Here is a 14,506-nt window from a genome sequence, read left to right as displayed (position 1 = left end):
TTGAAGTACGTGAGCACCGGAAGCGCAGGAAGCCGTCATTCGCAGGCCGGCCTGACCTGAATATCAGCGCACCTTTAGATGGGTTTCAGATACCGCTCGGGGCTCAGGTCGCGCGCGTTGATCTCCGGCACCCGGTTCGACATGATGTCGGCCAGCACCTTGGCCGAGCCGCAGGCCATGGTCCAGCCGAGCGTGCCGTGGCCGGTGTTGAGGTAGAGGTTGGCAACCTCGCTCAGTCCGACCAGGGGCGGTCCGTCCGGCGTCATCGGCCGCAAGCCGCACCAGAAGCTCGCCGCCTTGAGGTCGCCGCCGCCGGGGAAGAGGTCGCCGACAGAATGTTCGAGCGTGCGGCGACGCGATTCATGCAGGCGAAGATCATAGCCAGAAATCTCCGCCGTGCCGCCGACGCGGATGCGGTCGCCGAGCCTAGTGATCGCCACCTTGTAGGTCTCGTCCATGACGGTCGACACGGGTGCTGCCCCGGCATTGCTGATCGGCACGGTGATCGAATAGCCCTTCACCGGATAGACCGGAATCGGCCGCCCCAGCGAGCGCATGAATTGCGCCGAGTAGCTGCCCATCGCCATCACGAAGGCATCCGCGGACCTCCACCCGTGGTCGGTGAGCACATTGGTGAGGCGGTTGCGGTTCCTGACGATGCGCCGGATGGTCGAGCCGTATTCGAAGGTCACGCCGCGCGCCACGCAGAGTTCGGCGAGCTTGTCGGTGAACATCTTGCAATCGCCGGTCTCGTCGCCCGGAAGCCTGAGGCCGCCGACGAATTTGTCGCGCACCGCCGCAAGCGCCGGCTCGGCGGCGACACAGCCGTCGCGGTCGAGGATTTCGTAGGGCACGCCGTATTTCTTCAGCACCTCGACGTCGCCACCGGTGCCGTCGAGCTGTTTCTGCTTGCGGAAGAGCTGCAGCGTGCCTTTGGCCCGTTCGTCGTAGGTGATGCCGGTCGCCTCGCGCAGCGCCTTCAGCGTGTCGCGGCTGTATTCGGCGAGCGGCACCATGCGCGACTTGTTGAGCGCGTAGCGCTCGGCCGTGCAGTTGCGCAGCATCTTGAGGAGCCAAGTCCACATATGCGGGTCGAAAGCCGGCCGCACCACCAGCGGGCCGTATTTCATCAACAGCCATTTGATGGCCTTGACCGGGATGCCCGGCCCGGCCCAGGGCGAGGCATAGCCCGGCGACACTTCACCGGCATTGGCGAAGCTGGTTTCGAGCGCCGGCCCCGGCTGGCGATCGTAGACGGTCACTTCATGACCGGCCTCGGCGAGGAAGTAGGCGGTGGTGACCCCGATCACGCCGCCGCCCAGCACGATGACTTTCATTCCATGCTCCCTCAAAGGCCGATCATGCCGCCGAAGGGCCCGGATCGTCCCCTTCTGTCTGCCGGATTTTGCCGCGCCCGCCAAGGGGCCAGTCAGCGGTGGGAGCGCTGTGGACCAGCTTCAGGACGTGGCGAGGCCGTTCGGCGACGCGGTCCTGCACCGCTCGCCGCGCCGCCTCCGGCTGATAGGCCACCTCCTCGAGAAGGACCTCCTCGGCCGGGCCGTCGGCCCGCTCGGCCAGCGCCGATTGTCCCGCCCTCATGCCAAGCAGGCAGAGGCCGTGCCACGTGGCGACCGGCAGGCCGGAGCCGACGGGAGCAGATGCTTCGGCCTGCACCAGCGTCCGCGTCTGCGATGAACCGCCGCCGGCGCGGAAGATCACCCGGCTGTTGAGCGTGGCAAGGTCGGGCTCGACGGCTCCCGTCGCAATGACGCGGCTTTCGGCGAGCTTGCGTTCGAGCATCGGCGCGATCGGATCGGCAAACGCGCGACGGCGCATCAGCATCGCCTCGATCACCGCGAAGTCCTTGGCCGTCAGGCGATAGAAAGTCCCGGTCATGGCGCTCTCCGCGTTTGTTCGACGGCGTCGATCGTTGCCGAGAGGACCCGGCTGTCACGGCTGCGCCACGAAACCGTGCGTCCGGCCCGCGCGCCGATCAGCGCCGTTCCAAGCGGCGTCAACACCGATATGCGTTTTTCGGCGATATCGGCCTCCGCCGGATAGACCAGCGTCACCGTCTGGGTGCTCCCCTCCGGGTCCTGAAGCGTCACCGTCGAGCCCATCCGCACCACGTCGGCGGGCAAAGCCGCCTCGTTGGCGACCCTGGCGCGATCCATCTCGGCAAGCAGGTCCTCGGCCATATCGGGTACGCGGTCGAGAAAGGCCCTGGCGAGACTGCTCAGCCGGTCGTGGTCCGCCGCGCTGACAAGGATGGTGTTTCGCGAACGCGCTTGCGTTGCTGCATGCATGGCATACCTCATAATCCGGCGCATCGGTTGCCCGAATGCGCGCAAGCCGCCACGTCGAGGGCGGCGAACAAAGCCGGACCGCAAGGGCCGCAGGCTCGATGAAAATATCTGGAATTCAAACGCCCCGGTTCACGCGGCCGCCGGCATTGGCGGCCACGCCGGGGCTACGCTCCCGCGATGGGGCAAACCCTGAAGCAGGTTTTGATATAAGCGAGGTTGCTCATATCCCGAACCTTGCCGAGAAGCTCCGGCTTGTCAAGCAAGGCGCCTGTTTCAACCGCCGAGGTAGCGGCGGTGAAAGCGCGCACCCAGGCTGGTCAATATCTCATAGCCGATGGTGCCGGCATGGCCGGCCGCGTCGTCGACGCTTTGGGACGGACCGATGAGCTCGACGAGATCGCCCTCGCTGAGCCGGCCGGCGGGAAGCGCCGAAATGTCGAGGATGATCGAGTCCATCGACACGCGCCCGATGAAGGGCAACCGCACGCCCCCGAACCAGGCGGCCGAAGCGGCGCGCCGGTGCCAGCCGTCGCCATAGCCCAGCGAAATGGTCGCCAGCCTGAGCGGACCGTTCGCCTGGTGGGTGTGGCCGTAGCCGATGYCGGTTCCGGCGCCGATCGCGCGCGTTTGCGCCACCTTGGCTTGCAGCCGTATCACCGGCAGCATCGGATTGGCTTCGTAGGGCGTCGGATTGACGCCGTAGAGCGCGGCACCCGGGCGGGCGAGGTCGTAATGATAGGCCGGCCCGAGAAAGATACCGGACGAGTTGGCCAGGGAGGCTGGCGCCGCAGGCAGCAGCATGCGCAGCCGCTCGAATTCGCGCCGCTGCGTCTCGTTGGCCGCCTGTTGCGGCTCGTCGGCGCGGGCGAGATGGCTCATCACGAAACGGGTGCCGATGCCGTCGAAGGCGCCCGCCTCCCCCGCGACCGCCTCGACTTCCGCCGGCGCCATGCCGAGCCGGGCCATGCCGCTGTCGACCTGGATGGCGGCCGGCAGGCTCCGGCCCGCGCTCCGCGCGGTCTCGCGCCAGGCCTTCAATTGGACCGCGCTGTTGATGACCGGGAAAAGCCCGGCCGCCAAGGCTTCCGGTTCCGAACCCGGCGGCAGCCCGTTCAGCACGAAGATATCCGGCCCGGGACCGATCGCCTTGCGCAGCGCGATGCCCTCGCCGAGCAACGCGACGAAGAAGATGTCGCAGCCCTCTTTCGCCAGCGCCAAGGCCACTTGGGCGGCGCCGAGCCCATAGCCGTCGGCCTTGAGCACGCCGGCGCAGCGGACGCCGTTCAGCCGCGCCTTCAGCCGGCGATAGTTTTCCCGGATGGCCCCGAGGTCGATCGTCAGGATCGCTCCGGCGGCCGCCTCGCTCACCGTCGAGCCGCTGCTTGCGTCATGTGCCGGAAACCTGCGTCCGGTGTCGTCGTTCATGGCGACCCCCGCTTAAAGCATGTCTCCCGAAAGTGGGAACCGGTTTCGGGATAAAGACATGCGCCAAATCAAAAAACCTAAAGCGCATGGAGCGAACCTGAAAGATCGCGACGCGCTTTGGTGCATCGGCAATCAATACGGTCACAGCGCCGCCGCGACAACCGGGTGGCTATAGGGCCAGGTGCTCGAACGCCGCCACCACCTGCTCATAGACCTTGCGCTTGAACGGCACGATCAGCTCCGGCAGCTCCCGCATCGGCCGCCACGCCCATTCATCGAATTCGGCCGTGTGGCCGCCGGGCGGCGGATTGATCTCGATCTCGCTTTCGTCGCCCTCGAAGCGGTAGGCGAACCATTTCTGCGTCTGGCCGCGATAGCGGCCCTTGAAGGCGACGCCGACCAGATGCGGCGGCAAGTCGTAATTGATCCAGCGCGGCGCCTCGGCAAGCAGCGAAACGCTGCGCATGCCGGTTTCCTCGTAGAGCTCGCGCCCGGCGGCTTCGATCGGCTCTTCGCCCTTGTCGATGCCGCCCTGCGGCATCTGCCAAAGCTGCGTCGTGCCGGCGAACTCGCTGTCCGGTTCGGCGATGCGGTGGCCGACCCAGACCAGGCCTGCTCTGTTGAGGATCATCAGCCCGACGCAGGGACGATAGGGCAGCGTTTCGGGATCGATCTTCTTGGCCATGTGGATTTCCAGCCGTTTTGGGGATTGATTGCGCGAGGCGGGTAGAGTTATCCCTTTTGCGGATCAACAGCCACCGCCGAGATCGGCACGATCTCGATGCCGCGCTTCTTCGCTTCGGCGATCCAGGACGTCACCGTGTCGACGGTGATATCGAAGGCCGAACCGATGCCGACCGCCGAGCCCTTGGCCCGTGCCGTCGCCTCAAGGCTGTCCAGCTTCTTGAGGATTTCGCCGCGATCCTGCACGGCATCGATCGCCATGTCCCCGGCGGCGAACGGCACGCCGTCCTTCAAGGCAAGCTCGGGCGCAACGCTGCGCGCGGTAGACCCGTCGTCGATATAGGCAAGCCCCCGCTTCCCGAGCTCGGCCATGAACGGCTCCATCGCGTTCGCATCGGCCGAAAAGCGCGCGCCCATATAGTTCATCACGCCYGTGTAGTTGGTCGTGCGCGACAACGCCCAGTGCAGGCTCTTCAGGTTCTCCTCGGGACTGGCCGAGACCGTCAGCGTGTTGCGGCCGGGATTGACGTTGGGATAATCGAACGGCTCGAGCGGCACCTGCATGACGATCTCATGCCCGCTCTGCCTTGCCGCCTGCATCCAGCGGCCGATGCTGTTGCCTTGCGGCGCGAAGGCCAGCGTCACTTCGGCCGGCAGCTTGGCGATCGCCGCTTGCGTGCCGGTCTGCGACACCGCGAGCCCGCCGATAATAATCGCAACGCGCGCCCCGCGCGCCCCCGACCACGGCCGCGCATAGACGTCGAACGGCCTCCGGCCATCAGCAGAACGCATCGGCAACGGACCGGTGTCGCTGGCCTCGATCAGCGCCCTGTCCGGGATATGGGCGACCTTGAGGTTCTGGCCGAGCGTCGAGGGATCGCGGATGACGATCGCCGCTTTCGGCGGGCCGTCGCCCTCCTCGGTCTGGACGTGGATGATCTGTGGCCCGCCGCTCTTCATCGGCGTGCTGGCCTGCGGCGTTGCCGTGGCGACCGGAGCCGGTGCAGGCGCCAGCGCCGGCGTGGCGGGAGCAGCGACGACCTTCGGTGTCGAGACCGCCACCTCTTCCGGCTTGCGGAACGGCTTTTCACGCAGCGCGATCGCACTGGAGACGCCGATCACGGCAAGCACCGCGACCGCCGCGACAGCTGAGCCGCCGCCTATGCCGCGCCGCGCCGGCCGCTTGGGTGGGAGCGACTGTCCGAGCGGGCGTTCGATATCTTTGCCGATGTCTGCCAAGTTAAGTTCCCAGCACGCCGCCCCGTGAATGTCACGTTAAACGTGAGATCCTGCGCAACCTTCGGCGCTATACCCCAGACGCGTGGCGCCTAGATCAGGATGACGTTTCGTTGAACCGCCACCCCGATCTAAATTTTTGTTGGAGCATGATCTTTCCCGAAAACCGGTTCCCACTTTTCGGGATCATGCTCTTAGCCTCGGTCCCCGAATCAAACTGCCGGAACCTCGCGGTCCCGGCAGCATTGCATTGCTTAGCTCGATCGGCCAGAGCCCAGCCTAGTGCATGTCGCCCAAAAGTGCGTCGCGGTTTTGGGATAACGACATGCACATACTCAAAGCCCGAACCGCATTACTGGTTCAGCACGGCCTTGTCCGGGTTCGGCGGGAAGGCCGGATCGGTCTTCTCGCCGCGCAGCAGCTGCTCGGCATAGATCAGCTGCAGGTCGTCCTTCGGATCCGGCGGCACATAGGCGGCCGAGCCCGAGCCGGTCGAGTTCTCGTCGGCGCCCTTGATGTGGCCCTTGAGGTCGGATTCGCCGCGGGTCAGGTCACGGCCCTGCAGGTCAGGCGGCAGCGGCTGGTCGACCTTGATGTCGGGCGTGATGCCCTTGCCCTGGATCGACTTGCCCGACGGCGTGTAATAGAGCGCCGTCGTCAGCCTCAGCGCGCCGTTCTCGCCGAGCGGGATGATGGTCTGCACCGAGCCCTTGCCGAAGGACTGCGTGCCGACCACGGTGACGCGGCGCAGATCCTGCAGCGCGCCGGCGACGATTTCCGATGYGCTCGCCGAGCCGCCGTTGATCAGCACGATCATCGRCTTGCCGTTGATGTCGTCGACCTGCTTCGGCTTGGCGTCGAAGCGGGTCACGTCCTTCGGGTCGCGGCCGCGGGTCGAGACGATCTCGCCGCGCTTGAGGAAGGCGTCCGACACGCTGACCGCCTGGTCGAGCAGGCCGCCCGGATTGAGGCGCAGGTCGAGCACATAGCCCTTCAGCTTGTCGTTCGGCACCTGCTTCTTGATGTTCTCGATGGCGTTCTCGAGATCGTCATAGGTCTTTTCGGTGAAGGAGGTGATCTTCATATAGCCGATGTCGTTCTCGACCCRGTACTTCACCGCCTTGACCTTGATGATGTCGCGCACCACCGTCAGCTCGATCGGCTTGTCGGCGCCCTGGCGCAGGATGGTGAGCTTGATCGGCGTGTTGACCGGCCCGCGCATCTTCTCGACCGCGTCGTTGAGGGTGAGGCCGCGAACCTCCTCGCCGTCGATCTTGGCGATGTAGTCGCCGGCAAGCACGCCCGCTTTGGCGGCCGGCRTGTCGTCGATCGGCGTGATCACCTTGACGAGGTCGTTCTCCATGGTGACCTCGATGCCGAGACCGCCGARCTCGCCCTTGGTCTGCACGCGCATGTCCTGCGCCTGTTCGGCATTCATGTAGGAGGAGTGCGGGTCGAGCGAGGCGAGCATGCCGTTGATGGCGTTCTCGACCAGCGACTTGTCGTCCGGCGGCGTCACGTAATTGGCGCGCACCCGCTCGAAGATGTCGCCGAAGATCGCCAGCTGCTTGTAGGTTTCCGAGCCCGCAGCGTTCGCCRCCGAGCCCGGTGCGCCGTAGACCAGGCTCATTGCCGATGCGCCCATCAGCGCGCCGGCAAACAGAAGCGACAGTTTCCGCATCATTTCACGTCCTTCCAGAGAATCGGTCCGCCCACCATGGGGCCGGATCGACGGGTTTTCCATCCTTGCGGAACTCGACATAGAGTTCCGGCGTCGCATTTCCATTTCGCGAGGCCGAGGTGCTTGCCACCCGGGCCTCTCCCATCGCGCCGATCGGCTCTCCCGCGAGCACCGACTGTCCCGTCGCGACGCTGATTCTGCTCATCCCCGCCAGGACGACATGATACCCGTCGCCCGCATTGAGGATCAAGAGTTGACCATAGGAGCGAAACGGCCCCGCATAAAGCACGTTTCCATCCGCCGGCGCGGTGACGATGGCCCCCGATTGTGTCGCAACCATGTCGCCCTGCATTGCCGCGCCATTGCCGTCGTCGGTGCCGAAACGCCGTTTTATCTTGCCGATGACCGGCAGCGCGATCTGGCCCTGCAAGGCCGAAAATGGCGCCGATCCCRTAAGGCGGTTGGCCTCCGGCACCGGCAGGGCGGCGAGCTCGGTGGTCGAGGCCGTCGTGTCGGCGTCGGTCGACTTTCGCTCACCGGCCTTGACCTGGTCCTGCGCCTTGCGCGCCTTGTCGGCTTCCAGCGAAGCGATCAGGTCCTTGAGGCTGCTCGCCTTCGCCGCCAGCTGCTGCGAATGCTGCTGCTCGGCCGCGATCGCGGCCTGGGTGTCGGCCTGCAGCTTCTTCTTGGCCTCGAGCAGCATGGTGAGCCGCTTCTTCTCCGCCGTCTGGTCGGTGACGGCGCTGGTGAGTCTCGCCCGTTCGGCCTCGATCGAGGCCGTCACCCTTGTTTGCTCCTTGAGATCGGCCATCAGCCGGTCGGTCTRCTGGCGCAGTTCCGGCACCACGGCGCCGAGCAGGATGGCGCTGCGCACCGACGACAGCGCATCCTCGGGCTTGACCAGGATCGCCGGCGGCGGGTTGAGCCCCATGCGCTGCAGGGCGCCCAGCACCTCGGCCAGCACGTCGCGCCGCGCCATGAGCGAGGCGCGCAGCTTCTTTTCCTCGGCCTTCAGCCCTTCGAGCTTGGCGCCGATGTCCTCGATGTCCTGGCCGAGCTTCTGCTCGGTCATCGCCGACTGGATGAGCGCAGCGGTGATCGAGGCATAGTCCTTGCGGACCGAGGCGATATCGGCGGCAAGCTTGGCCAGCCGCTCCGACGAAAGCGTGATCTCCTTRGAAACCTGCTCGTATTCGGCCCGGCTCTGATCGGGATCCGGCGCCGTGTCGAGCGTGTTCTCGGTCGCCCGGACCGGCCCGAGCGCGACCAGGGCGGCGACGAGGGTCAAGCCGCAGCGGCTGCGCCAGGCGCGCGTGATCGGGTACCAGCCTTCAGACATCAGGCCCCTAACCTATCCGCCGCTTCGTTAACGAACCATCAACCATGTTGGAAGCGGTGCCGTGATCGTGGTGTCGAGTTATTGCGGCGGAAATCCGGATAGTTACGTGTCACCTATTTCTCAGCATAGGATTTTGACCGGTTGCCGGTTGTCCTGGTGTAAGGCTTCCGTGAAGGCAGCGCAAACGCCGGGGATTAGCTGAAGCCACCCCAACCTCGTCATTCTATGGCGGAGCAAGGAGCGAAGCGACGCGGCGCAGACCATAGAATCCATGCCGTGACTTGGAAGCGCCGCTGCGGTGCAGAATTCTGCTCCGCAGCACGCCTTGGCAAAGGTAAYGGCATGGATTCCAGGGTCTACGCGACGGAGCTTCGCTCCTGCTTCGCCCTGGAATGACGATCGCGATGGGCGTTTCCGCCAATCTCCAAAGCATGCCGCCTGCCAAACGCACCGCGAATCACGATCGATGATAAGGATGCCCCGCCAGGATGGTCGCGATCCGGTAGAGCTGCTCGCCCAGCATCACGCGCACCAGCTGATGCGGCCAGGTCAGCGCGCCGAAGGACAGCACAAGATCGGCCTGATCGCGCAGGGATTTGTCATGGCCGTCGGCGCCCCCGATGGCGACGACCAGCGCCTTGCGGCCGCCGTCGCGCAACTGGCCGATGCGGGCGGCGAGCTCCTCCGACGAAAGCGACTTGCCGCGCTCGTCGAGCAGGATGAGAACGCTACCGGCCTGCAATTGGGCCTGCAGCTTCTGGGCTTCCTCGCGGCGGCGCTCGTCGGCGCTCTGTCCGCGGCTCTCGGGGACCTCGACGATGCCGGCAAATTCCAGCCCGACCGCGGGTCCGCTTTTGGCGAAGCGCTCGAAATAGCGGTCGGCGAGCTCTCTCTCGGGGCCGGTCTTCATCCGGCCCACGGCATGAACGGTGATCTTCATCCTCGCCCCGGCGAGCTTGTCCTAGCGCCTACCGTGACGGTCCACGGCAGGCGGATCAAGGCTCAGTGCAAGGTCTCTTCCTCGAGGTCCGGCGCCAGCCACATCTTTTCGAGATTGTAGAAGTCGCGGACTTCGGGGCGGAAGACATGGACGATGATGTCGCCCGAATCGATCAGGACCCAGTCGGCGCTGGCCAGCCCCTCGACGCGCGCGGTGYCGAGACCGGCATCCTTGAGCGCCTTGAGGAGGTGATCGGCGACAGCCGAGACATGACGGTGCGATCGGCCYGAGGCGATGACCATATAGTCGCCGAGGCTCGATTTTCCCTGGATGTCGATTGAGACGATGTTTTCGGCCTTGGAGTCTTCCAGACTGGCAAGGACTGTGGCGATGGCGTGGGACGCGGCGTCGTTTACGCTGATCCCGGCCGGCGAAGGCATGATGTCAGCCTTCTTCCRCAGTGCTGTTCTCAGTGTGTTTCCTTTCCCAACAAGAACAACCAAATCACCTATGCAAATCAGGTGACACCACTTAGATAGGCAGAGTTCCATTGCAGTTTCAAGACGACGGCCCCGARGCGTGATCGTCGCGCGATGCTCCGGAAGCCTTCCGCCGGACTGCAAGAGGCGGGAACTGATCCCGGGCGCATGGGTTATCGGCGCACCGACCAACGGGATCCCCGTCATGCCCACCGACCCGCAAAGCGCCCTCATCACCATCCAGGCCGGGCTCGCGCAGCTCAGCACGCTGATCGTTTCCTATTCCTTCTCGGCCATCGGCGCCGTCATCCTCCTGGTCGTCRGCTACTTCGTCGCCGGCCTGGCCGAACGCTCGATCCGTGCCGRCCTCAGTCATATCCACGGCTTCGACGCGACCTTGCGCAATTTCTTCTCCAAGATCGTGCGTTACGCCATCCTGATCCTGGTCGTCATCATGGTGCTCGGCCAGTTCGGGGTGCAGACGGCCTCCATCATCGCGGCAATAGGCGCTGTCGGCCTCGCCATCGGGCTGGCGCTGCAGGGCACGCTGCAGAACATCGCCGCGGGCATCATGCTGCTCGCGCTCAGGCCCTTCCGCATCGGCGAATATGTCGAGGTCGGCTCGATTGCCGGCACCATCGAGGAGATCGGCCTCTTCGCTACCAAGCTGCGCTCCGCCGACGGCGTCTATGTGCTGGCGCCCAACTCGACGTTGTGGAACCAGCCGGTGCGYAATTTCACCCGCAACGGCGTGCGCCGCACCGACGTGGGCTTGAGCATCGGCTCCTGGAACGATATCGACCGCGCGCAAAAGACGCTGCTTGCCATCGCCGGCGCCGAAAAGYGCATCCGCCGCGAACCGGCGCCGATCGCCTTCGTGGCCAGTCTCGGCGATGCGACCGTTTCGCTCACCTTGCGTTACTGGACATCGGCCGCCGACTACTTCTCGACCCAGATCGACATGACCCAGCGCGCCAAGCAGGCTTTCGACAGCGAAGGCATCTCGATCCCGCTGCCGCCGCCGGAGGTGYCGGCGCCGGAGGCACGCAAGCAGTAGCCCGACCAGCGCTTCCCCGCTCAGTGCTTCGTTGCCGCCTCGTCCGGCGCAAAGGCAAGCTCCACCGGCAAGGGCGTCTGCGCCGACATCGGCGCGAAACTGCCGCTTGTGGGCGCGGGCGTCGGCCGGCCCGCCATCACGCGCCACAGCACGAACAGACAGAAGGCTGATGCGATGACGATGCCGACATAGATGAAGGCCGCCGTGCCGAAGACGGCGGAAAGCGCCGTGACGAAGCCCGGCACGATGAAGCCGGCCAGCGACCAGGCGAACAGCATCGAGCTCGACAGCGCCAGAAGCTCGTCCTTGGCGGCACGGTCGGCGGCATGCGCGCTGGACAGTGCATAGATCGATTCCGACGCCCCGTCCCAGATGAGATAGATCACCACCAGCACCATCAGCGCGCCGCCGTCGAAGGCGATGGCGAGCACGCTGGCGACGGTCGCGAGCGCCGCCGCGCCCGCCAGCACGTAGCGCCGGTCCGTGCGGTCCGAAATCCAGCCGAGCGGTATCTGCAGGATCAGCGTGCCGACCGGCATCGCCGACAAAAGCAGCGCCACATCGGCCTGGCTGTAGCCCTTGGCGGTGGCGTGGATAGGCGCGAAGCCGGATACGATCATCGACAAGCCGCCGACGGCGAGCATGCCGGCGACGCCGACCGGCGAGATGCGCCAGGCGCGGCGCAGCGCCACCGACGCGGCCTGCGGCGCCGGCGGCTGCGCAAGCCGCGTCATGCCGACCGGCAGAATGGAAAGCGCCGTGAAGGTGATGCCGATCAKCGCTGCCGCGGCCGTGTGGATGTCGACCGCGGCGAGCGTCGCATATCCCACGCCCAGCCCGGCGATATAGGCGACATAGAACACCGCCATCACCCGGCCGCGGATCGAGTTCGGCAAGGCGTCGTTCAGCCAGCTCTGCGCGACGATGAACAGCCCACAAATGGCGAAGCCGTAAAGCGCCCGGGCGGCGATCCATAAAAGCGGGATCGGCCCGGCGCCGATCGCGGCGTTTGAGAGTGCGATCAGYGCCGAAAGCACCATGAAGGCGCGGGCGTGACCGACCCGCCTGACGAGCGGCCCGGTCAGGATGCAACCGGCCAGCCCCCCGGCCGAGAGCCCGGTGACGATCAGGCCGGCCCAGGTCGGGTCGAAGCCGTCGGCGCCGAGACGCACCGGGATATAGGCGAACATCAGCCCATTGCCGATGGCGATCAGCGCCATCGACACGATGACGCTGGCAATGGCGATCAGCGGCGCCGGTTGTTCGGCCTGTATCCGATCGGTTGTGGCTTGGTCCTGCTGCAGCATGCTCCARCATCTCCTGCCGGCGAGCAAAAGGCAGCCGTAAAAGCGACATGGCCGGACTTCCTTCCCCCTTGTGGRCCAAGGGAAAGTGCTACCCCTTCGCCGCCTTGCGGATCGCGGTGGAGGAGAGCGACGAGCGCGGGCCGTGGATGAAGGTCCAGGCCGGCGCCTGCATGCGGGCGAGCAGCGGCGCGTCGCCCTCGTCGATGCGGGCATAGTCAAAGGTCTTGGCGACCACCGACGACAGGAAGGAGAGCGTGGCGCCCGGACGGTCGATGACCGCGATCGGGAAGGTCAGCACGATCTCGCGCCAGCGCTGCCAGCGGTGGAAGTCGCGTAAGGAGTCCGCGCCCATGATCCAGACGAAATCGACACCCGGATTGCGCGCCTTGACCAGAGCAAGCGTGTCGGCGGTGTAGCGCACGTGGTGCGCCGCCTCGAAGGCGGTGACCTTGATCCTGGGATTCCTGGCGATCCTTTCGGACAATTCGATGCGTTCGGCGAGCGGCGCCAGTTCCCGCCCGCTTTTCAGCGGGTTGCCCGGTGTCACCATCCACCAGAGCTGATCGAGCGCGAGCCTTCTCAGCGCAATCTCGGCGACCAGCGAATGTCCGGCATGCGGCGGGTTGAACGAACCGCCGAACAGGCCGACGGTCAGGCCCTTGGCGGCGTGCGGCATGCGGAGGTAGCGAGCGGGGACAGGCTGCTCGGCTTGCGAAAGCATTCGCCTTGGCCTCCCTCAGGCCCGCCGGGCGAAAAAGGTCAAGGCCTCACCTGTCCCGATCCGCGCACGCGGTATTTGAACGAGGTGAGCTGCTCGACGCCGACCGGCCCGCGCGCATGCATCTTGCCGGTGGCGATGCCGATCTCGGCGCCCATGCCGAACTCGCCGCCATCAGCAAACTGCGTCGAGGCATTGTGCAGCAGGATCGCCGAGTCGATCTCGTTGAAGAATTTTTCGACCGCCTGTGCGTCCTCGGCGATGATCGCCTCCGTGTGGTGCGAGGAGAAAGTCTCGATGTGCTCGATCGCGCCGGCGACGCCGTCGACCAGTTTCACCGCGATGATGGCGTCGAGATATTCCGTCACCCAGTCGGCGTCGGTCGCGGGGCTGGCGTCGGCGAAGGCCTTCATCACCTCTTGATCGGCATGGATCTCGCAGCYGGCGGCGCGCAGCGCTTCGAGGATCGGCACCAGATGCGTGGCGGCCACCGCGCGGTCGACCAGCAGCGTCTCGGCGGCGCCGCATACCCCGGTGCGCCGCATCTTGGCGTTGACGGCGATCTTCACCGCCATGTCGAGATCGGCCGAGCGGTCGATATAGAGATGGCAGATGCCTTCCAGATGCGCGAAGACCGGCACCCGCGCCTCGGTCTGCACGCGCCCGACCAGGCTTTTGCCGCCACGCGGGATGATGACGTCGAGATTTCCGCCAAGCCCTTTCAGCATTTCACCGACAGCCGCGCGGTCGGTGGTCGGCACCAGCTGGATGGCATCCTCAGGCAGGCCGGCCGCCTTTAGCCCTTCGGTCATGCAGGCATGGATCGCCGACGACGAATTGAGCGAGTCGGACCCGCCGCGCAGGATGACCGGATTGCCCGCCTTTAGGCAAAGCGCGCCGGCATCCGCCGTCACATTCGGCCTGCTCTCATAGATGACGCCGATCACGCCGAGCGGCGTGCGGACGCGCTCGATATGCAGCCCGTTCGGCCGGTCCCATTCGGCGATCACGTCGCCGACCGGATCCTTGAGCGCGGCGATTTCTCGGATGCCGTCAGCCATCGCCTTGATGCGCGAAGTGTCGAGTTTCAGCCGATCCATGAAGGACCCGGACAGCCCGGCCTCCTCGCCATTCGACATGTCGATGGCGTTGGCGTCGAGGATCACCTGCTCGTTGCGCAGGATGGYGTCCGCCATCGCGGCAAGCGCGTCGTTCTTGGCCTTGGTGGAAGCGACGGCCAGCGGTCGGGCGGCCGCACGGGCGCGGCGGCCCATRTCGGCCATCAGCGCAATCGTGTCTTCGCCGGATTTTTCATGCAGTTTCAGCATGGTTAT

14 protein-coding genes are annotated in these 14,506 nt (G+C 65.8%); 1 reads left to right on the top strand and 13 read right to left on the bottom strand.

Features of this window, described 5'->3' with window-relative positions:
• Positions 1-74 precede the first annotated feature (74 nt).
• The 10 genes from LCM4576_RS07255 to rsfS all read right to left on the bottom strand — a co-directional run bounded on the left by LCM4576_RS07255 (position 75) and on the right by rsfS (position 10,051).
• Positions 75-1,382 carry a D-amino acid dehydrogenase gene (locus LCM4576_RS07255; protein WP_338012031.1) on the bottom strand — a complete coding sequence of 436 codons (1,308 nt, stop codon included), beginning with the start codon at positions 1,380-1,382 and terminating at the stop codon, positions 75-77.
• Positions 1,360-1,896: a nucleoside-diphosphate kinase gene (locus LCM4576_RS07250; protein WP_071031346.1), complete on the bottom strand. Its 537-nt coding sequence runs from the start codon at positions 1,894-1,896 to the stop codon at positions 1,360-1,362. The genes LCM4576_RS07255 and LCM4576_RS07250 overlap by 23 nt, the downstream gene beginning before the upstream one ends.
• Positions 1,893-2,306 (bottom strand): nucleoside diphosphate kinase regulator, encoded by a 414-nt coding sequence (rnk, locus tag LCM4576_RS07245; protein WP_040991625.1) that lies wholly within the window; start codon positions 2,304-2,306, stop codon positions 1,893-1,895. The genes LCM4576_RS07250 and rnk overlap by 4 nt, the downstream gene beginning before the upstream one ends.
• Before the next feature lie 273 nt (positions 2,307-2,579).
• Complete coding sequence (alr, locus tag LCM4576_RS07240) at positions 2,580-3,731, bottom strand: alanine racemase (protein WP_071031344.1); 1,152 nt, start codon at positions 3,729-3,731, stop codon at positions 2,580-2,582.
• A 169-nt stretch (positions 3,732-3,900) separates the two neighbouring features.
• A complete protein-coding gene (locus tag LCM4576_RS07235) occupies positions 3,901-4,416 on the bottom strand; it encodes an RNA pyrophosphohydrolase (RefSeq protein WP_041001020.1) in 516 nt (171 codons plus the stop codon).
• A 47-nt stretch (positions 4,417-4,463) separates the two neighbouring features.
• Positions 4,464-5,654: a divergent polysaccharide deacetylase family protein gene (locus tag LCM4576_RS07230; protein WP_071031342.1), complete on the bottom strand. Its 1,191-nt coding sequence runs from the start codon at positions 5,652-5,654 to the stop codon at positions 4,464-4,466.
• A gap of 349 nt (positions 5,655-6,003) precedes the next feature.
• A complete protein-coding gene (locus LCM4576_RS07225) occupies positions 6,004-7,335 on the bottom strand; it encodes a S41 family peptidase (protein ID WP_071031340.1) in 1,332 nt (443 codons plus the stop codon).
• A gap of 1 nt (position 7,336) precedes the next feature.
• A complete protein-coding gene (locus tag LCM4576_RS07220; RefSeq protein ID WP_071031338.1) occupies positions 7,337-8,671 on the bottom strand; it encodes a murein hydrolase activator EnvC in 1,335 nt (444 codons plus the stop codon).
• Between the two features lie 457 nt (positions 8,672-9,128).
• Positions 9,129-9,611, bottom strand: a complete 483-nt coding sequence (gene rlmH / locus LCM4576_RS07215; protein ID WP_071031336.1) for a 23S rRNA (pseudouridine(1915)-N(3))-methyltransferase RlmH — start codon at positions 9,609-9,611, stop codon at positions 9,129-9,131.
• 62 nt (positions 9,612-9,673) lie between these two features.
• Positions 9,674-10,051 (bottom strand): ribosome silencing factor, encoded by a 378-nt coding sequence (gene rsfS / locus LCM4576_RS07210; RefSeq protein WP_071031334.1) that lies wholly within the window; start codon positions 10,049-10,051, stop codon positions 9,674-9,676.
• 244 nt (positions 10,052-10,295) lie between these two features.
• Between rsfS and LCM4576_RS07205 the strand changes: the two genes are divergently transcribed.
• Entirely contained in the window at positions 10,296-11,147 is an 852-nt protein-coding gene (locus tag LCM4576_RS07205; protein ID WP_071031481.1) for a mechanosensitive ion channel family protein, read from the top strand.
• A gap of 20 nt (positions 11,148-11,167) precedes the next feature.
• On the opposite strand, the gene LCM4576_RS07200 is transcribed toward LCM4576_RS07205, so the two are convergent.
• The 3 genes from LCM4576_RS07200 to LCM4576_RS07190 form a co-directional block, all read right to left on the bottom strand.
• Positions 11,168-12,454, bottom strand: a complete 1,287-nt coding sequence (locus LCM4576_RS07200; protein ID WP_071031333.1) for an MFS transporter — start codon at positions 12,452-12,454, stop codon at positions 11,168-11,170.
• Between the two features lie 88 nt (positions 12,455-12,542).
• Positions 12,543-13,130, bottom strand: coding sequence for a nicotinate-nucleotide adenylyltransferase (locus LCM4576_RS07195; RefSeq protein WP_041006934.1), 588 nt, complete (start codon positions 13,128-13,130; stop codon positions 12,543-12,545).
• An 83-nt stretch (positions 13,131-13,213) separates the two neighbouring features.
• Positions 13,214-14,500 carry a glutamate-5-semialdehyde dehydrogenase gene (locus LCM4576_RS07190; RefSeq protein WP_071031331.1) on the bottom strand — a complete coding sequence of 429 codons (1,287 nt, stop codon included), beginning with the start codon at positions 14,498-14,500 and terminating at the stop codon, positions 13,214-13,216.
• Positions 14,501-14,506 lie beyond the last annotated feature (6 nt).

The sequence above is a fragment of the Mesorhizobium sp. LCM 4576 genome (genome assembly GCF_001854815.1).
Classification (GTDB): Bacteria; Pseudomonadota; Alphaproteobacteria; order Rhizobiales; family Rhizobiaceae; genus Mesorhizobium; species Mesorhizobium plurifarium.
The sequence above is the reverse complement of the archived record's forward strand: the minus strand, read 5'-3'. Positions and strand labels throughout refer to the sequence as shown.